Annotated in this window: 19 protein-coding genes; 7 read left to right on the top strand and 12 right to left on the bottom strand. The window is 54.7% G+C overall.

Annotated features, from left to right (window positions below; all coding sequences use genetic code 11):
* Window positions 1-170 precede the first annotated feature (170 nt).
* Window positions 171-1,280, bottom strand: coding sequence for an aspartate-semialdehyde dehydrogenase (gene asd / locus ACR8BN_RS01770; RefSeq protein ID WP_010671542.1), 1,110 nt, complete (start codon window positions 1,278-1,280; stop codon window positions 171-173).
* 217 nt (window positions 1,281-1,497) lie between these two features.
* Between asd and ACR8BN_RS01765 the strand changes: the two genes are divergently transcribed.
* The 3 genes from ACR8BN_RS01765 (at window position 1,498) to ACR8BN_RS01755 (ending at window position 2,935) form a co-directional block, all read left to right on the top strand.
* Window positions 1,498-2,091: a YhgN family NAAT transporter gene (locus ACR8BN_RS01765; protein ID WP_003853054.1), complete on the top strand. Its 594-nt coding sequence runs from the start codon at window positions 1,498-1,500 to the stop codon at window positions 2,089-2,091.
* A gap of 83 nt (window positions 2,092-2,174) precedes the next feature.
* Window positions 2,175-2,621 (top strand): hypothetical protein, encoded by a 447-nt coding sequence (locus ACR8BN_RS01760; protein ID WP_235188741.1) that lies wholly within the window; start codon window positions 2,175-2,177, stop codon window positions 2,619-2,621.
* Window positions 2,618-2,935 carry a DUF805 domain-containing protein gene (locus ACR8BN_RS01755; protein ID WP_434747287.1) on the top strand — a complete coding sequence of 106 codons (318 nt, stop codon included), beginning with the start codon at window positions 2,618-2,620 and terminating at the stop codon, window positions 2,933-2,935. Before ACR8BN_RS01760 ends, ACR8BN_RS01755 begins: the two co-directional genes overlap by 4 nt.
* A gap of 24 nt (window positions 2,936-2,959) precedes the next feature.
* Here ACR8BN_RS01755 and gntU read toward each other — a convergent pair whose 3' ends face one another.
* From gntU to ACR8BN_RS01735, 4 genes are all read right to left on the bottom strand, one after another.
* Window positions 2,960-4,300 (bottom strand): gluconate transporter, encoded by a 1,341-nt coding sequence (gntU, locus tag ACR8BN_RS01750; protein WP_031592692.1) that lies wholly within the window; start codon window positions 4,298-4,300, stop codon window positions 2,960-2,962.
* A 2-nt stretch (window positions 4,301-4,302) separates the two neighbouring features.
* Window positions 4,303-4,839, bottom strand: coding sequence for a gluconokinase (gene gntK, locus ACR8BN_RS01745; protein WP_010253272.1), 537 nt, complete (start codon window positions 4,837-4,839; stop codon window positions 4,303-4,305).
* 140 nt (window positions 4,840-4,979) lie between these two features.
* The gene (gene gntR, locus ACR8BN_RS01740) at window positions 4,980-5,975 is read right to left on the bottom strand and encodes a gluconate operon transcriptional repressor GntR (protein WP_010253274.1); all 996 of its coding nucleotides are present in this window, start codon (window positions 5,973-5,975) and stop codon (window positions 4,980-4,982) included.
* Between the two features lie 102 nt (window positions 5,976-6,077).
* A complete protein-coding gene (locus ACR8BN_RS01735) occupies window positions 6,078-6,773 on the bottom strand; it encodes a pirin family protein (protein WP_010671535.1) in 696 nt (231 codons plus the stop codon).
* 489 nt (window positions 6,774-7,262) lie between these two features.
* On the opposite strand from ACR8BN_RS01735, the gene ACR8BN_RS01730 reads away from it, so the two are divergent.
* Window positions 7,263-8,546, top strand: a complete 1,284-nt coding sequence (locus ACR8BN_RS01730) for an HAAAP family serine/threonine permease (RefSeq protein ID WP_143789900.1) — start codon at window positions 7,263-7,265, stop codon at window positions 8,544-8,546.
* A gap of 60 nt (window positions 8,547-8,606) precedes the next feature.
* Entirely contained in the window at window positions 8,607-9,974 is a 1,368-nt protein-coding gene (locus ACR8BN_RS01725) for an L-serine ammonia-lyase (RefSeq protein ID WP_143789899.1), read from the top strand.
* 78 nt (window positions 9,975-10,052) lie between these two features.
* Here ACR8BN_RS01725 and ACR8BN_RS01720 read toward each other — a convergent pair whose 3' ends face one another.
* A complete protein-coding gene (locus tag ACR8BN_RS01720; RefSeq protein ID WP_143789898.1) occupies window positions 10,053-10,496 on the bottom strand; it encodes a helix-turn-helix domain-containing protein in 444 nt (147 codons plus the stop codon).
* A 655-nt stretch (window positions 10,497-11,151) separates the two neighbouring features.
* On the opposite strand from ACR8BN_RS01720, the gene ACR8BN_RS01715 reads away from it, so the two are divergent.
* A complete protein-coding gene (locus tag ACR8BN_RS01715; protein WP_143789897.1) occupies window positions 11,152-11,646 on the top strand; it encodes a GNAT family N-acetyltransferase in 495 nt (164 codons plus the stop codon).
* Between the two features lie 251 nt (window positions 11,647-11,897).
* Here the strand turns inward: ACR8BN_RS01715 and ggt are convergent, their stop codons facing one another.
* Complete coding sequence (gene ggt, locus ACR8BN_RS01710) at window positions 11,898-13,649, bottom strand: gamma-glutamyltransferase (protein WP_031292113.1); 1,752 nt, start codon at window positions 13,647-13,649, stop codon at window positions 11,898-11,900.
* A 206-nt stretch (window positions 13,650-13,855) separates the two neighbouring features.
* Between ggt and ACR8BN_RS01705 the strand changes: the two genes are divergently transcribed.
* Complete coding sequence (locus ACR8BN_RS01705; RefSeq protein ID WP_010253283.1) at window positions 13,856-14,149, top strand: DUF2756 domain-containing protein; 294 nt, start codon at window positions 13,856-13,858, stop codon at window positions 14,147-14,149.
* Here ACR8BN_RS01705 and ugpQ read toward each other — a convergent pair.
* The 5 genes from ugpQ to ugpB are packed head-to-tail and all read right to left on the bottom strand — an operon-like array spanning window position 14,146 to window position 19,061.
* The gene (gene ugpQ / locus ACR8BN_RS01700) at window positions 14,146-14,889 is read right to left on the bottom strand and encodes a glycerophosphodiester phosphodiesterase (RefSeq protein WP_143789896.1); all 744 of its coding nucleotides are present in this window, start codon (window positions 14,887-14,889) and stop codon (window positions 14,146-14,148) included. The two genes, ACR8BN_RS01705 and ugpQ, sit on opposite strands and share 4 nt — an antisense overlap.
* Window positions 14,886-15,959: a sn-glycerol-3-phosphate import ATP-binding protein UgpC gene (locus ACR8BN_RS01695; RefSeq protein ID WP_031592695.1), complete on the bottom strand. Its 1,074-nt coding sequence runs from the start codon at window positions 15,957-15,959 to the stop codon at window positions 14,886-14,888. The genes ugpQ and ACR8BN_RS01695 overlap by 4 nt, the downstream gene beginning before the upstream one ends.
* A 1-nt stretch (window position 15,960) precedes the next feature.
* A complete protein-coding gene (ugpE, locus tag ACR8BN_RS01690) occupies window positions 15,961-16,806 on the bottom strand; it encodes a sn-glycerol-3-phosphate ABC transporter permease UgpE (RefSeq protein WP_039387959.1) in 846 nt (281 codons plus the stop codon).
* Window positions 16,803-17,690: a sn-glycerol-3-phosphate ABC transporter permease UgpA gene (gene ugpA, locus ACR8BN_RS01685; RefSeq protein WP_039387961.1), complete on the bottom strand. Its 888-nt coding sequence runs from the start codon at window positions 17,688-17,690 to the stop codon at window positions 16,803-16,805. Before ugpA ends, ugpE begins: the two co-directional genes overlap by 4 nt.
* A 54-nt stretch (window positions 17,691-17,744) precedes the next feature.
* Complete coding sequence (gene ugpB / locus ACR8BN_RS01680; RefSeq protein ID WP_031592699.1) at window positions 17,745-19,061, bottom strand: sn-glycerol-3-phosphate ABC transporter substrate-binding protein UgpB; 1,317 nt, start codon at window positions 19,059-19,061, stop codon at window positions 17,745-17,747.
* Between the last annotated feature and the right edge of the window lie 179 nt (window positions 19,062-19,240).

The raw sequence follows: 19,240 nt of genomic DNA, 5'->3' as shown, positions 1-19,240 counted from the left end.
GGTTAAATCATAGCTTGGTCACGGCACTTGCTATGGACTAAAGCAAAATAATCTTTACCGACCGGCAAAAAAGGGAAGTTGATCACTGAGTAAGCGAAACGGCAGATTGTTTCGTGTACGACAAAAACAAAAAAGGCCGGATAAATCCGGCCTTTGGCGATGTTTTCTGTTTAGCTGGTTAACAACCGCAGCATGCGACGTAGCGGTTCGGCTGCACCCCATAACAGCTGGTCGCCCACCGTGAAGGCGGAGAGATATTCCGGCCCCATATTCAGTTTACGTAACCGGCCAACCGGCGTGGTCAGCGTGCCGGTAACGGCGGCGGGCGTCAGTTCACGCATCGTCAGTTCGCGGTCATTCGGCACCACTTTGACCCACTCATTGTGAGAGGCCAGCAGCTGCTCAATTTCAGCCAGCGGCAGGTCGCGTTTCAGCTTCAGCGTAAAGGCCTGGCTGTGGCAGCGCAGTGCCCCGACGCGCACGCACAATCCATCCACCGGAATGACGTTACGGGTGGCGAGGATCTTGTTGGTCTCCGCCTGGCCTTTCCACTCTTCGCGGCTCTGACCGTTTTCCAGCTGTTTGTCGATCCACGGGATCAGGCTGCCCGCCAGCGGCACACCGAAGTTATCGGTCGGCAGAGTGCCGGAACGGGTGAAGTCGGTCACGCTACGCTCGATGTCGAGGATGGCGGAGGCTGGGTTCTGCAGCGCAGGCGCAACGTGATCGTGCAGCATGCCCATCTGGGTCAGCAATTCACGCATGTGGCGCGCGCCGCCGCCAGAGGCCGCCTGATAGGTGGCAACCGAAGCCCACTCCACCAGGTCCTGAGCAAACAGGCCGCCCAGAGACATCAGCATCAGGCTGACGGTACAGTTACCGCCGACAAAGGTTTTGATCCCACTGTCGATGCCCTGGCGAATCACCGCATGGTTGACCGGATCGAGGATGATGATGGCATCATCTTTCATGCGCAGTGTGGAGGCCGCATCAATCCAGTATCCCTGCCAGCCGCTGGCGCGCAGCTTTGGATAGACGTCACTGGTGTAGTCGCCGCCCTGGCAGGTAATAATGATATCCAGCGCCCGCAGCGCCTCAATATCAAACGCATCCTGCAGTGTGCCCTGCTGTTTGCCCGCAAATGCGGGTGCCGCCTGACCATGCTGCGACGTCGAGAAGAAGACCGGATTGATTGCATCAAAATCACGCTCTTCACTCATGCGGGACATCAGCACGGAGCCGACCATACCGCGCCAACCAACAAAACCTACATTCTTCATGTCGTGTCCGTCTAAGGCAGTTACACCTGCTTTTCATTTCAGAGGAGAGAGCGGCGTGCTATTTTCACGCCGCTCTGCGTAATAATAAGATTTACCTGTGTCCCTTCACTCTACAAAATGCAGGCCGGGTAGCAAGTGAATTAATTCGATTACGCTAACTTTTTCAGCAGCGTAACTAATAACTCCGCTTTTTCGTGAACAACATGGCGTAAAACCGATGACTGAAATGATTTCAGCGACAATATTATTGTTGTTAATTATGGATCCGCTGGGCAATCTGCCGATTTTTATGTCGGTTTTAAAGCATCTGGAGCCGAAACGGCGGCGAGTGGTGCTGATCCGTGAAATGTTGATTGCCCTGATCATCATGCTGCTGTTCCTGTTTACCGGTGAACGCATCCTGGCATTTTTGAATCTGCGTACTGAAACGGTGTCGATTTCCGGCGGGATCATCCTGTTTCTTATCGCCATTAAAATGATTTTCCCGTCGGCGGAAAGCAGCAGTTCTGGTTTACCGGCGGGTGAAGAGCCCTTCCTGGTGCCGCTGGCGATTCCACTGGTAGCCGGGCCATCGCTGCTGGCGACGCTGATGCTGCTGTCGCATCAATATCCGCATCAGATGTCGCACCTGGTCGGCGCGCTGCTGATCGCCTGGGGCGTGACGGTGGGCATTCTGCTGATGTCAGGTCTGTTCCTGCGTCTGCTGGGTGATAAAGGGGTCAATGCGCTGGAGCGGCTGATGGGATTGATTCTGATTATGCTGGCAACTCAGATGTTCCTGGACGGCATTCGGGCTTATCTGAAGTTATAAGCGCACCTTTGTCCTTTTACCCTGACAAGCCGGCAGGTAGCCGCATTAATTCAGCCTGATTATCAGAAAGTCACGGCATTCAAATGAACAATAATATTTATATAATGAGGTTGTTATTACCCTTTTTTTTCGGCGCGCTCTATCTGATAACAGGTTACGTCTCCCTTCAGGAAGTGCTGCAGTATGCCAACAGCGGCCATTCAGGGGTGATCACAGATATGCGCAGTTATCTGGTTGCCCCGCTACTCTGCGCGTTGCTCTGGCTGCTGGTTTATCTGGTAGCCTGGTGGGGTTTCAGAAAAATTGCCTTCCTGTCCGCGGCTAAAGAAACAGCCTTTCAGGCACTATTCTTTCTGGCAAATATACTCTGTTTAGCTGGACTGACCGTATTATCCGTCTCGGGCCGGAAAGCGGCGTTGAATGACGTGCAGCTGATCCATCTTGACGTCACTGATTTTGCCTGGGTTTACTTACTTGCCGCCGCCATTACGCTGGTTGTTTTTGCTCTGATAAGAAGAAAATGGGCATGAACAGGCTGCTGCAGATTATCAAAAGCTGTCTGCTGCGCACGTTTAACTATGAGGGGCGTGAAGGAAGGACGAGCTATTTTATTTTCCTGCTGTTTCAGCTGATCTGGTTCTGCAGTTATCTGCAATGGTTTACCGGGCCACAGCATGAAATAGGCTTAGTCGCGCTACTACTGTTTATTTTGCCTGTTTTTTCCTGCGGGGTGAGGAGAATAAATGACTCTGGCTATTCACGCGGCGTCATTGTTCTTTTGGTGGTGGCGCCTTATCTGCTGTTCCCTTTTTTACTCTTCCCCCGCTCGCGGGAAAAAACCTGACGGGCCGATAGCCCGCCGGGTTGGTCAGGAAAGCAGTTCGAAAGCAATCATACCTACGACAGCCCCGGTAGTGCCGAGAATGGTTTCCATCAGCGTCCAGGTCTTCAGCGTTTCCGCTTCGCTGGCCCCGGTGAAGCGACCAAACAGCCAGAAACCGGCATCGTTCACATGGCTGATAATGATTGAGCCACCGCCGATGCAGATCGACAGCGCCGCCAGCTGAGCGCCGCTGTAGTGCAGCGGTTCAATCACCGGCATGATTAAGCCCACCGTAGTCAGACAGGCGACCGTCGCCGATCCCTGAATCACCCGCACCGCACCCGACAGAATAAAGCAGGCCAGCGCAATCGGCAGTCCTGCGCCGGTCAGCGCATTGCCCAGCACCGGACCCACGCCGGAGTCCACCAGCACCTGCTTAAACACGCCGCCCGCGCCAATCACCAGCAGGATAATCCCGGCCGGTTGCAGCGCGCTGCCGCACACCTGCATTACCCGCTCTTTATCCATACCCTGACGGTAAGCCAGGCCATAAATCGCCACCAGCAGCGCCAGCAGGATTGCGGTGAAGGGATGGCCGATAAATTCCAGCCACTCATACAGGGTGGTGCCTTCGGTCGTGAAGCGTGCGCCGATAGTTTTCAGGCCAACCAGCACCAGCGGAAACAGAATCAGTGAGAGGCTGAAGCCAAACGACGGCAGCTTGCTCTCATCGACATCCGGTTGATGATCTTCCGGCGGCGCGCTGAACGAAACGTGGTTGCCAATGAAGTTGCCAAACAGCGGCCCGGCAATCAGCATGCCCGGGATCGCCGCACAGAGACCCAGCAGGATCATCCAGCCAAAGTCTGCGTGCATCTGCGAGGCCAGCAGCATCGGGGCCGGTCCGGGCAGCAGGAACGCCGCCGCTGCGGCCACACCGGCAAACAGCGGGATCACCAGCTTCACCAGATTGCCGCCGGTACGCCGTGCTACTGCAAAAGCGATGCTGATCAATAGCACGACTGCCACCTCAAAAAAGAGCGGCAGCGCGCAGATCAGACCGGCAATGCCCATCGCGTAATGGGCGCGGCTCTGACCAAAGGTTTTCAACATCCGGATGGCGATCTGATCAACTGCGCCGGTTTCATGCAGGATTTTGCCGAACATCGCGCCCAGCGCCACCACAATCGCGAGGAAGCCGAGCGTGCCGCCCATCCCCTTCTGCATGGTTTCAGCGATCTGATTCAGTGGCATGCCGGAGAACAGCCCGGCACCGATGGACACTAACATCAATGCGACGAAGGCGTGCATACGGGCCTTCATCACCAGGAAAAGCAGCAGCAGGACGGAGCCTGCTGCGGTCAAAACGAGTGTTGCGGTATTCATCTCTAACCCTGGCTGATAGCGTCCTGGATAGTCGCAACCGTAGCCGCCACCACATCGTCCAGTGAATGCGCGATATCCACCACCAGTACATCCGGCTCATCGCTACCCGGCTCTTCCAGCGTCGCAAACTGCGTCACCAGCATCTGCGGCTTGAAGAAGTGGCCTTTACGCGCTTTCAGGCGGGCTTCGATGGTGTCGAAATCGCCCTTCAGGTAGACGAAACGCAGGTTGTCATTTCCCTGACGCAGGATGTCGCGATAACTTTTCTTCAGGGCTGAACAGACAATCACGGAAATTGCCTGGGTGCGCTGCATGGCAAACGCGGCGTCGTTCAGTGCCTGTAACCACGGCTGGCGATCGTTGTCATCCAGCGGATGACCATCGGCCATCTTCAGGATGTTGGCGCGTGGGTGGAGAAAATCACCGTCAAGAAAGGCTGTATTCAGCTGGTGAGAGACCTGATTGGCGACGGCAGACTTTCCGCTGCCTGAAACGCCCATCAGGATAAAAACGTGATGTGACGGGGATTGCGTTGTCATTTTTCTGCTCCGGCAGGTGAGAATTTGCCAATGTTACCGATAACAATGTCGTTTCTCATTCTCCTGGCCGCTTAACAGCCTGGCAACCTTTTTACCAGGAAATGCATGAAAGTGTGAGCTGACTCATAAAAACGCCACAATCAGATGCTGCCACCTTCACTGATCTCAAAACCGACATCCAGCGGCTGGCAGGTGCTGGTTTCTCCGGCAATGCGCGCCAGCAGCAGCGCCGCGGCTTCACGCCCCATGCGGTCGCGTGGCGTCAGCACTGTCGCCAGTTGTGGCGTGACAACCTGACTGATGTCATGGCCGTGGAAACCGGCTATCGCCATCTGAGAGGGCACCTGCAATCCCTGGCGCTGGCACTCAAACATCGCGCCGACCGCCAGATCATCATTGGTACAGAACAGGCTATCTGTTTCAGGATAGAGACGTTGCGCCTCACGCAGCAGATCACAGCCAGCGCTGAATGAAGAGGCATCTTCCATCATCACACTGCGTGGCGTCAGCCCCGCTTCGCGCATCGCGATTTCGTAACCGCGCTGCTTCTGCAGCGTACGTTCATCCAGGCGTGCGCCGAGGTAGACGGTATGACGATGACCTTTGCTGAGGATTGCCTGCGTCATCTGCCGGGCCGCTTCAACGTTATCAAAGCCTACCGCCATATCCAGGCAGGGCGTGACGCTGTCCATCACCTCAATCACCGGGATACCGGCCACTTCCAGCATGCGCAGCGTGCCTGGTGTATGGGTGCGTTCGGTGAGGATAACCCCATCAATGTTCCAGCCCAGCAGCGAGCGCAGTTGCAGCTCCTCTTTTTGCGGGTTGTAACCAAAGTGGGCGACCAGCGTCTGATAGTTGGCCTCGTCGGTGACGGCTTCGATGCCGCGCAATACGTCAGCAAAAACCTGGTTTGTGAGTGACGGCAGCAGTACGCCAATGGCGCGGCTGGTGGCGTTAGAAAGCATATCAGGGGCGCGATTGGGGATATAACCCAGCTCATCCAGTGCCACCGCGATCTTATCCCGCAGGGCAACGGAGACCTGCTCTGGATTACGCAGGTAACGGCTGACGGTCATTTTAGTAATGCCGACGCGATCGGCAACGTCCTGTAATACCGGTCTTTTCTTCTTCATCGTAGCGCCTGGGATCGCCCTTAAAGCTAAAGTACGATGAGTCTATCACTTTTCTGTCACAAAATTGCCAACCGGGCGCGACGATGCGCGCCCGTTATCTGCTTAGACCGGTGGCAGATCAAACAGCAGGACTTCTGCAGCCGAGCTGGCTTCAATGGTCAGCGCGCTTTCGTCCCAGATCGCCAGGGCGTCGCTGGTGGTGATCGCGTTGCCATTAACGGTAACATCACCTTTCACCACCTGAATCCAGATACGACGTCCCGCATCAATCGCGACATTGTCCTGTTCGCCAGCAGCCATTACCCAGCGCGATAAGGTCATGTCCTGAAAGACTTTCAGCGACCCTTCACGGGCATCCGGGCTTAACACCAGTTGACGCCCCTGCACATCCGGGAAGCGGCGCTGATCGTAGCGTGGCTCGATACCGGTACGCTCAGGAATGATCCAGATCTGATAAAGGTGCAACGGCTCGCTTTCGCTGGCATTGTACTCAGAATGACGTACGCCAGTGCCGGCGCTCATAATCTGGAACTCCCCTGCCGGGATCTGCTCTTTGTTGCCCATGCTGTCCTGATGCTCAACCGTACCGGAGAGCACGTAGGTCAGGATTTCCATATCTTTGTGAGGATGGGTACCAAACCCCTGGCCGCCATCAATCACATCTTCGTTGATGACCCGCAGCGCGGAGAAACCCATAAAGTTCGCATCGTGATAGCTGGCGAAAGAGAATGTGTGCCAGCTATCCAGCCAGCCATGGTTTGCGTGACCGCGTTCTTCAGCTTTGCGTACATAAATCATGTTCAAATCTCCTCAATGTTTTTTATAGTCTGTCCCTGAGGGGGTCTGATTGATAGCTGAAAAACTTCACGCCTCTGTTCAAAATAGTTGAACAAAAGCGGGCTTATCACTGAAACAGATCGAACGAACCGGATGTGATGTAGGGATCAAGGGGGAAGGCCTGACATAAAGTTTAATCTGATAAATCCGCCGGATAACGGAAGCGGGATAGCCAGCTGTTAATTTATTTTGCCGCATCACCGCACTCAGGAATATTTAAGCTCTGGAGTAAGCATATACAACCTTATTAGCGTATTAAAAATGATACCTTAAAAATAACGATAAATAAGGTATAACTTTTGATACCTTAAAACTTTATCTATAAAATTAATAATGTGATCGCCTTAAATAACCTCCACTCATAAATCCTACTAAAATAGCCAGCAAATAAAAAGCCTGTCGTTTTAAATACCCTCCGATTCATTTTTTATTTTTAATAGGAACCCGATTATGGATGCCGTTCAAAACACACTGATATCAGGTGAAGCTCCACGCTGGAGAAAAAGCGATACCGTCTGGATGCTGGGATTGTATGGAACTGCAATTGGTGCTGGCGTTTTGTTTTTGCCGATAAATGCCGGCACTGGTGGTTTACTGCCGTTAATCATTATGACGCTGCTGGCTTTTCCGATGACGTTCTTTGCCCATCGTGGGCTTACCCGTTTTGTTCTTTCCGGCAAGAATCCGGGAGAAAACATTACTGAAGTGGTGGAGGAACATTTTGGTACCGGCGCGGGAAAACTCATCACCCTGCTCTATTTTTTTGCTATTTACCCTATCCTGCTGGTGTATAGCGTCGCGATTACCAACACCGTCGACAGTTTTCTCACCCACCAGCTTCACCTGATATCGCCGCCGCGTGCAGTACTGGCTTTCATTCTTATTGTCGGCATGATGGCCATCGTGCGCTTCGGCGAAAAAGCTATCGTGAAGGCGATGAGTATTCTGGTGTTCCCATTCGTGGCCGCACTGATGCTGCTCGCGCTATATCTGATCCCGCAATGGAACGGAGCCATTCTGGATACGCTCTCGATGAGTGATTCTGAAACTACCGGCGGCGGATTATGGCTCACGCTGTGGCTGGCCATTCCCGTGATGGTATTCTCCTTTAATCATTCTCCAATTATTTCATCGTTTGCGGTAGCCAAGCGTCAGGAGTACGGCGAACAGGCGGCATCAAAATGTTCTCGCATTTTGGCCTGTGCCCATATCATGATGGTCCTTACCGTGATGTTCTTCGTTTTCAGCTGCGTACTGAGTCTCTCCCCGGAAAACCTGGCGGAGGCGAAGGCGCAGAATATTTCCATCCTTTCCTACCTCGCTAACCATTTTAACGCCCCGTTAATTGCATGGATGGCGCCGATTATCGCCATTATCGCCATCACCAAATCCTTTCTCGGCCACTATCTGGGGGCGCGTGAAGGTTTCAACGGCATGGTGATTAAATCGCTTCGAAGCAAAGGCAAGTCGATAGAAATTAATAAACTGAACCGGATCACCGCCTTCTTTATGCTGGCCACCACCTGGGTTGTCGCCACCCTGAACCCCAGCATTCTGGGCATGATTGAAACCCTGGGCGGACCGGTTATCGCCATGATCCTGTTTCTGATGCCGATGTACGCCATTAATAAAGTCCCGGCTATGCGTAAATATAGTGGTCATCTGAGCAATCTTTTTGTCGTTATCATCGGCCTGATTGCTATCTCCGCCATCGCTTTTTCTTTACTTAGCTAGTGTCGTCGCTTGCCATACCGGTCAGCGCCTCTTTCATATTGCAATCCGCATGGGTGAATCATGATTAGCGTTTTCGATATTTTTAAAATCAGCATCGGGCCATCCAGTTCGCATACGGTCGGACCGATGAAAGCGGGTAAACATTTTGTTGATACGCTAAAGGAAAAGGGACTGCTGGATAGCGTGAGCCGACTGGTGGTGGATATTTATGGTTCTCTTTCTCTGACGGGAAAAGGTCACCATACTGATATTGCTATTATTCTCGGCCTGAGTGGCTATCTGCCTGATACTGTGGATATCGATCAGATCCCAGCCATCATTCGCAACGTGAATACGCTGCAACAGTTACGTATCGAAGAAGGGCGGCGGGATATTACCTTTCCGGTGGCAGAGTGCATGCGCTTTCACAGCGAGTTTCTGCCGCTACATGAAAATGGCATGAGCATCACCGCCTTTTGTGACGGAAAAAGCGTTCACGCCCAGACCTATTATTCTGTCGGAGGCGGCTTTATTGTCACGGAAGACGATTTTGGTAAAAGCCTGGATAGCGAAATCGATATTCCCTTCCCCTTCTACTCCGCCCGTAACCTGCTGGCGCATTGTCATAATAACAACCTGTCGGTTTCGGCCGTCATGATGAAGAACGAGATAGCACGCTATGGTCGCCGTGAGGTCGAAGACAACATGGCACAATTGTGGCAAACCATGCGCAATGCGATCACCCGTGGTATCAGTACTGAAGGCGTATTACCCGGCCCGCTGAAGGTGCCGCGTCGGGCATCTTCTCTGCATCGCATCCTGGCACCACAGAGCCAGTCCACTAATCCCCTGAGTGCCATGGACTGGGTGAATATGTTCGCTATGGCAGTGAGTGAAGAAAATGCCGCTGGAGGACGTGTGGTCACCGCACCCACCAATGGCGCATGCGGCATTATCCCGGCAGTACTGGCTTATTATGATCGATTCATCAAACCGGTAACGCCTGAACTCTATATGCGTTATTTCCTGACGGCAGGCGCAATTGGCATTCTTTATAAGATGAATGCGTCGATTTCTGGCGCTGAAGTCGGTTGTCAGGGAGAGGTCGGCGTGGCCTGTTCAATGGCGGCGGCGGGTCTGGCCGAACTGCTGGGGGCCGATGCGGAAAAAGTCTGCATCGCGGCTGAAATTGGCATGGAGCATAATCTTGGTCTGACCTGCGATCCCGTTGCGGGTCAGGTCCAGGTGCCCTGTATAGAACGGAATGCGATTGCTGCCGTCAAAGCCATTAACTCAACCAGTATGGCGATGTACCGCACCAGCGATCCCAAAGTGTCGCTGGATAAGATCATTGAAACTATGTTTGAAACCGGCAAAGACATGAATGCCAAATACCGCGAAACCGCCCGCGGCGGCCTGGCGATCAAAGTTGCGATATGTGAATCGTAACGACCTGAAAACCGCTGGCGATGAGGCTGGCGGTTTCTTCATTAATCCGGTTCTGCAGAGGATATGTTTTGAGCAGGGTTATTTTGATTCACTTTCCTTAGCCAGAGCGGACCAGACCATGCTTCGCACTTCAGAAGAGCTGTACCACTCATTGATGGTTGCGCTGGCAGAACGCTCAGGAACAGCTTCAGAGTTATTCGCCGCCGCTGACTGGCTGCTCTGTTTTTTCCGGATACGAATGCGGGCAGGTGGCGAAGCGGTAAACTGCGCGTTAAAGGTTCGCATGTGTGAATCGGACAAAATTGACTCCAGCTGATGCAACCGTCCAAGACCACGCAATATCCCAATTAAGGTGCTCAGGGTGACTGACTCACCCAACTCTGCCCGCTTAATGGTGGCCGTGCCGACGCGTGCGCGTTCAGCAAGCTCAATCTGAGAGATCCCAAGCTGCATACGGGTTTCTTTAATTCTGCAGCACAATTCAGAAATAATTGCGCCATCGGACAGAGTATTAAAACGCATATCAATACCTCATTGCGAAATCTACAGAATAAATTATTGAGTAAACCAGCCGGTAAATAAAGCAGATAATTTTGAAATAATAGCACTAGCATCAAAGTAAGTTATTTAATAAACGCCCGCATACCCGGCGTAGTGAGAGAGTATGAAATTATCGTTATTACCTGGCCATGGTGCTGGCTTTATTTCTCCGCGTCATCAACCCCATGACGTTTCGCGTCAGCGCTTTAGTCTTTGGTAAATATTCTCTCCATAGAGGTTATTAATTAACAACTGAAACGATCAAATATAACCTTCTGGCTTTATTTTTTTTGAATTATGACTGTGACTGAAGAGGTGGCGAAGGGGTAGACTGTTACGCTGTTGGCCAGGCAAGGGTCACCCGTCCAGAGCCCGATGATGAGGGTGCTTACCGCTCATCCCTGCCTATCAGTGAGTGACAGATAAAAAAAAGCCAGCGGATAAGCTGGCTAAATAATACTGGAAGCAATGTGAGCAATGTCGTGCTTTCTCAGGCTGTCGGGCGACCTCCCGAGAACGCATGACAATAATAATCATTATCATTCGCGTCTGTAAAGTCATTTTCACATTTTTTACTCTGATTAACGCGGTGAATACCTTGATGTTTAAAGGGTTTTAATGGACTAAAGGAGAAACCATGAGTGAAATAGTTGTCCGCCATGTCATGCCAGAAGATGCTGCTGCGCTGCACAGGATCTACGGTCAGCCAGATACCCAGGCCAGCACACTCCATTTGCCCCACTCATCACTCCAGATGTGGCATACCCGTCTCGCGACGCCTCAGCCGAATGCGCATCTGCTGGTGGCCTGTATTGATGAGGAGGTCGTCGGTCAGTGTGCGCTGCATGTGGAAGAGCGTGGCAGACGCCGTCATGTGGCCTCACTGGGTATGGGCGTGGATGAACGCTATCGTCAGCGTGGCGTCGGAACCGCACTCATGCGCGAAATGGTCGCGTTGTGCGACAACTGGCTACAGGTGAGCCGAATGGAACTGACCGTGTTCGTCGATAATGGCCCGGCCATCGCCCTTTATCAGCGTTTCGGTTTTGAGATTGAGGGAACGGCTAAAGGCTTCGCAATGCGGCACGGTGAACTAATCGACGCGCAATATATGGCGCGGGTTAAAGCCTGACGTGTGGAAGCAGAAAGAGCACCGAAGGCGCCCTTTCTGCTGATAAACCCTGACCAGGTTCGCTGTCAGTTAGCGCCTGCGCAGGAAACAGGGTCAGATCGGAAAGACGCAAAAGCCGTCATCCATGACATGCTCGGCCCGCGCCGTCCTGGCGCGGGACGCTTTCCTCTTCTGACCCAGTTCCCTGCGCATTAAGCTTATTTATTGCTGTCAGATTCACCCGGGTTTGAGTTTGTCAGCAGTTTTAAATCTCAATAACCCGCACTCAAATCATCAATGCTGCGCGGATCGGAAGCGCCATAGAGCATGCCATCCGGCCCAATCATGATGCTCTGCGTACTGCCCATCGACGGCAGTACCTTCACATGCTGACCTTTGGTTTCCAGCAGACGCAGCGTATCGGGACTGAAGCCCTTCTCCACCCGCAGCTGATCCGGCAGCCACTGATGATGGAAGCGCGGCGCATTAGTGGCTTCCGCCACGTTCATCCCGAAATCGATGCTGTTAACCACCATCTGCAACACCGTGGTGATAATGCGGCTGCCGCCAGGACTGCCGGTCACCAGCCAGGTTTTGCCCCCTTTGGCGACGATGGTCGGCGACATCGATGACAACGGACGTTTCGCCGGTTGCACCGCATTCGCTTCCCCGCCAACCAGCCCGTAGACATTGGGCGTGCCTGGCTTAGCTGAGAAGTCATCCATCTCGTTATTCATCAGGATGCCGCTGTTGCCCGCCACAATTCCGCTGCCGAAATAGGTGTTAAGCGTATAAGTCACCGCGACCGCATTCCCCTGCTTATCCACCACCGAGAAATGGGTAGTCTGATTGCTTTCATAAGGTTCGAGCTTGCCCGGTTTGATCTCGCTGGAAGGTCGCGCTTTTGCCACATCGATCTGCTGCGCCAGGGTTTTGGCATAGGCTTTACTGGTCAGCGCCTGCCACGGCACCTTCACGAAATCGGGATCGCCGAGATATTCCGAGCGGTCCGCGTAGGCATATTTCTCCGCTTCCGCCATCACCTGCATGGCATCAGCACTGCCAAAGCCCATCTTCGCCAGATCGAAGTTCTCCAGGATATTCAGAATCTGCACGATGTGGATGCCACCGGATGACGGCGGCGGCATTGAGAAGACTTCATAGCCACGGTATGTTCCGCTAATTGGCTTACGCTCGACCGCACGATAGGCCGCCAGGTCAGCTTTGTTGATCAAGCCGCCATGTTGCGCCATCTCTCCGGCGATCTCATCCGCGATTTCACCTTTGTAAAACGCATCCGGTCCCTGACGGGCAATCAGTTGCAGGCTGTGAGCCAGGTTCTTCTGCACCAGCCTATCGCCCTTCTGCCACGGTGTGCCGTCCGGTTTGTAGAAAATCGCTTTGCTGTTGGGATGGGTGATCAGCACTTCTTTGCCGTAGGTTTTCAGATCGTCCGCCAGCGCGTCGTTAACCGGAATACCATCACGCGCCAGTTTGATCGCCGGTGCCAGCAGCGTGCTCAGCGGCAGAGTGCCATATTTCTGCGCAGCCAGCGCCAGTCCGGCTACGGTGCCCGGCGTGCCGGAGGCGAGATGTGATGTCAGCGAGAGCTTGCTGTCGGCGTTGCCCTGCTTATCCAGGAACATGTCACGCGACGCGTGTCCCGGTGCCATCTCACGGAAATCGATAGCCGTGGCGCGGCCAGAGGCAGTGCGCAGCAGCATAAAACCGCCGCCGCCGAGGTTGCCCGCCTGCGGATGGGTCACGGCCAGCGCAAAGCCCACCGCCACCGCGGCATCCACCGCATTACCGCCCTGACGCAGGATCTCCACGCCAACCTGTGTTGCCATCGCATCCACTGACGCAACCATGCCGTGCTGCGCTTTTACCGGGTGAAAAGTATCACTGTCCACGCCGTAGGAGACCGGAGGAGCCTGCGTTGGCGCGGCGTTAGCGCCTGCCACGACGGTGAAACTCATCACCAGCGACCAGCTAAGCTGACGCACTGTTTGCTGCATTTTCATCCTGCCACCATCCCATATTGTTATTTACATTTTTTTATCATTTCTGCAAGTGCCTACAAATACAGCAAAATAACCGGGGTTAAGTCAAATCAGGAATAGATCGGAAAGTAAGGTCTGTGATATCGGGTAAACTTATGGCTACGACCCTGATATCGGTGTACGCGGTTGTGCACCCAAAACCCTGTCGCTTTAAGGAAGGAGGAGTGATGAAAAAGTGGATGATTATTCTGGCCGCTCTGCTGCCTTTCGCCAGTCAGGCGAACACGCTGAACAGCACTAACGATCCGAATAAACCTGGCTATAACCCCAGCCAGCAGCGGATGCAGTCGCAGATGCAGACCCAGCAGCAGCAGCAACAGCTGAAGCTGCGCCAGGATCAGCAGCGTCAGACGCAGGACACGCAGCGTAAAATGCAGGAACAGCGGAACAGCGCCCAGCAGCGGGTGATTACCACGCAGCCGGGCCAGCAGAATCAGAATCAGAATCTAAACCAGAACTAACTAAAATCGGGGCCGATGATGTCGATGGAGTCAGTACAGATGGCATCGACGCCCCATTTCAGCAATTCCCGCGCCCGATCCGGGCTGTTCACGGTATAAACCAGAATCTTCAGGCCTGCGGCTTTCAGTTCGGCGACCCGCTCAGCGGTCAGCACCTTATGATTAAGATGAATTGAGACACACGCCAGCGCAGCAGTTTTCTCCTGCCACTGCGGATCCCAGCTGTGCGACAGCAGGCCACGCGGCAACTGCGGCTCTGCCTTCATCGCGGCTTCCAGCGCCTCAAAAGAGAACGAAGAGAGCAACGGTGCGACCTGATCCTGCCACAGTATCGCGGCAGCCTGCGCCACGGCGCGTCCGGTTTCAGCGTCGCTGCCGGTGGTCGGTTTGATTTCGATGTTCGCCATCATCTGATGCTGACGGCAGCGTGCCGCCACCTGATCCAGCCGCGCCAGCTTTTCACCGGTAAATGCGTTGCCAAACCAGCTGCCCGCATCAAGCTGCGACAGCTTCTCCCACGGCAGCTGACCCGCCACGCCCCAGCCGTTGCTGGTGCGATCGAGCGTGTCGTCATGCAGCAGGAAGATCTGCGCATCGGCCGATAATTTGGCATCAAATTCAATCATCTGATGACCATATTTCGCGCCGGTGTCGATCGCAGCCAGCGTATTTTCCGGTGCCAGTTTACCGCCGCCGCGATGGGCGACGATGTGGGGATAGGGCCAGTGTTGTGTGCTCATTCCAGACGCTTTCCATGGGTTGAATCGAAGAAGTGTAACGCATCTGACGGCAGATGCAGCCACAGCGTACTGCCTGGCTGCGGACGTTCACTGTGGGCTAAGCGTACCACCAGTGGCGTGTCACCGATGCGGCCATGTGCCAGATTATCAGCCCCCAGCATTTCCAGCGTATCGACCCGCAGCGGTACGCCGCCCTGCTCGCGGCTACTGAGCCGGATGTGCTCTGGCCGGATGCCCAGCACCACCGGCCGGTTAGCCCATTTCGCTTTACTGTCGCTGAGCGGCAGAGCGTGCGAGGCGTCGAGGTCGAAGCGTGATCCATCGCTGCTGAACTGCCCTTTCAGCAGATTCATGGCGGGCGCGCCAATAAACGAGGCAACAAACTGGCTGGCGGGACGCTCATATACCTCGACTGGCGTGCCGAGCTGCTCGACCACCCCTTTGTTCATCACCATCACCCGCTGCGCCAGCGTCATCGCCTCCACCTGATCGTGGGTGACATAGAGGCTGGTGGTCTGTAAGCGGCGATGCAGCAGCTGCAGTTCCAGCCGCATCTGCACCCGCAGGCGGGCATCAAGGTTGGAGAGTGGCTCATCAAACAGAAAGACCGCCGGTTCACGCACGATCGCGCGGCCCATCGCCACGCGCTGCCGCTGTCCGCCGGAGAGTTCGCGAGGCCGACGCATCAGCAGGTGATCCAGCTCCAGACTGCGCGCCGCGTCGAGCACCCGCTGGCGAACCTGCTCTTTGCCCATGCCACGGATTTTCAGGCCATAGGCCATGTTCTCTTCTACTGACATATGGGGATAGAGCGCGTAGTTCTGGAACACCATCGCAATCCCGCGATCTTTTGGCTCTTCCTGAGTAACGCGCCGGTCGTCGATATAGATATCGCCGGAGCTGACGCGCTCCAGTCCGGCCACCATGCGCAGCAGGGTCGATTTACCGCAGCCGGATGGCCCGACCATCACCATAAATTCGCCGTCATTGATGGTGACATTCAGCGGCTGGATGATCTGATTTTTGCCATCGTAGGATTTAGTTACTGCCTGAAGGGTTACGCCTGCCATCTTATTTCTCACTCTCAACCAGACCGCGCACAAAGGCACGCTGCATGACCAACACCACCACCAGCGGTGGGATCAGGGTTAATAACATTGCCGCCATCACTTCGTTCCACTGGGTCGGTGAGCCGCTGGTGGAGATCATGCTTTTGATCCCCGCCACCGCCGTGCCGAGGCTGGCGTCGTTGATGATCAGTAGCGGCCAGAGATACTGGTTCCATCCGTAGATAAAAGTGATGACGAATAGCGCCGCCAGATTGGTTTTCGACAGCGGCAGAACGATGTCGATGAAGAAGCGCATCGCGCTGGCACCGTCGATACGCGCCGCCTCCACCAGCTCATCAGGCAGCGACATAAAGAACTGACGGAACAGGAAGGTGGCGGTGGCCGAAGCCATCAGCGGCAGGGTTAATCCGCTGTAGCTGTCGAGCAGGTTGAGATCGGCGATCACCTGCACTGTCGGGAAAATACGCACCTCAACCGGCAGCATCAGGGTGATGAAGATCAGCCAGAAAAAGAGCGTACGCAGCGGAAAACGGAACCAGACCAGCGCAAACGCCGACAGCATCGACACCGTGATTTTGCCGAAGGTGATGCCCAGCGCCATGATCATGCTGTTGAGCAGCATCAGGCCAAACGCCGGCCCGTTGCCGTTGACGCCGTGCGTCCAGATGCGCGAGATGTTCTCCCACAGGTGCGTGCCGGGCACCAGCGTCATCGGCACCTGATAGACTGCTTCGTTGTCCAGCGTCGCCGCCACAAAGGCGACATAGAGCGGAAACAGGATGGTGAGCACGCCCAGCACCAGCACGATGTGGCTGAAGAGATCCAGCCCGCGTCGATTCTCAATCATTGGTATTGCACCTTACGTTCAACAAAGCGGAACTGGAGCACCGTCAGCCCGATGACCAGCAGCATCAGCACCACCGACTGCGCAGCGGACGAGGAGAGATCCAGACCGGTAAAGCCTTCGCGATAGATTTTGTAGATCAGCGTGGTGGTCGCCTGCACCGGCCCGCCGCCGGTAGCGGCATCGATCACCGGGAAGGTATCGAAGAAGGCGTAGATCAGATTCACCACCAGCAGGAAGAAGCTGACCGGCGTAATCAGCGGCAGAGAGAGATTAAAGAAGCGACGCACCGGTCCGGCACCGTCAATCGCGGCGGCTTCCACCAGCGATTTGGGGATAGACTGGAGTGCGGCGAAGAAGAACAGGAAGTTGTAGCTCATCTGCTGCCAGATCGATGCCAGCACCACCAGGAACATCGCCTGACCGCTGTTTTGCGCATAGTTCCAGTTGTAGCCGATGTGGTTCAGCAGATAGCTGAACAGGCCCAGGCCAGGATTAAACAGGAACATCCACAGCACCGCGGCCACCACAGGCGCAACGGCGTAAGGCAGCAGCAACAGCGTCTGATAGAGACGGCGCAGCCGCACCACATAATCCACCAGCGCCGCCAGCAGCAGCGAGAACACCATGCCGAACACCGTGACCATGCCGCTGAATTTTATGGTGGTCCAGAACGAATCCAGATAGTAAGGATCGGCAAACAGCCGTCTGAAGTTTTCCAGCCCGACAAAGCTGCTGGAGATGCCAAAGGGATCGAGGCTTTGCAGCGAGTACCATAGCGCTTCACCGGCAGGCCAGAGAAAGAAGATGGCGGTAATCAGCAGTTGCGGCAGCACCAGAAGATAGGGCAACAGACTGGTGCGAAAGACCGGACGAGATGAAGACATGGCATACCTGGCGTCAAAGAGAGGGGCCAGCCTGAGCTGGCCCGCAAGGAGAGATTACTTCACCTGCTGCTGGAAGCGGCGCAGCAACTCATTACCGCGTTTCACTGCGTTATCCATCGCGTTCTGCGGCGATTGCTTGCCGGTCCAGACGCTTTCCAGCTCTTCGTCGATCACGGTACGAATCTGCGGCATATTGCCCAGACGCATGCCTTTGGTGAACGGCAGTGGCGGCTTGTTCATCATCTGACGGGTGGCGATATCCGCGCCCGGATTCTTATCGTAGAAGCCCTGCTGCTTAGTCAGCTCGTAGGCGGCGGTGGTAATCGGCAGATAGCCGGTTTTCTGGTGCCATTCCGCGGCTATTTCCGGTTTAGCGAGGAACTGCATAAACTCAGCCACACCTTTGTAGGTTGCGGCATCTTTGCCTTTCATCACCCACAGGCTGGCGCCGCCGATCAGGGCGTTCTGCGGCGCATTCGGCACGGTCTCGTCATACGGCATCATGCCAACGCCGAAGTTGAATTTGGCGTAATGACGGATATCAGCCAGCGAACCGGATGAGGCGGTGGTGATACCGCAGTCGCCGTTGTAGAACTTGGCGGTGGACTCATCTTTGCGGCCAAAGTAGGTGAAGTCCCCTTTCTTGTTCATCGCTTCCAGCAGCTCGATATGACGAACCAGTACCGGCTTGTTGAACTCCAGCACCGCATCAAGTCCGTCAAACCCGTTGTTTTTGGTCGCTACCGGCAGAGCGTGCCAGGCACTGAAGTTTTCAATCTGGATCCAGCCCTGCCAGCCGCTGGCGTAGCCACAGCTCATGCCCGATTTGCGCAGTGCGGCGGCATCCGTCGCCAGCTCCTGCCAGGTTTTCGGCGGCTGGTCCGGGTTCAGACCCGCTTTTTTAAAGGCGTCTTTGTTGTAGTAGAGCACTGGCGTCGAGCTGTTGAACGGCTGAGAGATCAGCTGACCTTTGCTGTCGCTGTAGTAGCCCGCCACCGTTGGCACGAACTGCTTTTCATCAAAGGGGATACCGGCGTCTTTGAAGACCTGATGCACCGGCACAATCGCCTGCGAGGCCATCATGGTCGCTGTACCGACTTCATAAACCTGCAGCACCGCAGGGGCTTTGCCGCTGCGCACTGCCGCAATCCCTGCTGCCAGGCTCTGCTCGTAGTTACCTTTGTAGGTCGGAACAATTTTGTAATCGGGATGCGTCTGGTTAAAACGCTGTGCCAGCGAATCCACTTCTTTGCCTAGCTCGCCTTCCATAGAGTGCCAGAAAGGGATCTCAGTGGCGGCCATGGCATGGCTGCTGAGCGTCAGACCGAGCAGCACGCTCATCAGGCTACGACGAAAGGTAACGACGGACATAGAATTTTCCTGTGCAGGTAAATACGCGTGAAATCACGGATTTCTGTTTCGCGAAGTAACATGACACGGGGAAATGAAGGATTAATAACAGAAAGATGACAGCCGGGTGACAGACTGAATAGCGGAAAAGAAGACGCTGGCAGCGCAGCGGTAACGCGTCACCGCTGCCAGGTTTTGGT

Source organism: Pantoea sp. Lu_F5_004 (genome assembly GCF_051136245.1).
GTDB classification, from domain to species: Bacteria; Pseudomonadota; Gammaproteobacteria; order Enterobacterales; family Enterobacteriaceae; genus Pantoea; species Pantoea agglomerans.
The sequence above is the reverse complement of the archived record's forward strand: the minus strand, read 5'-3'. Positions and strand labels throughout refer to the sequence as shown.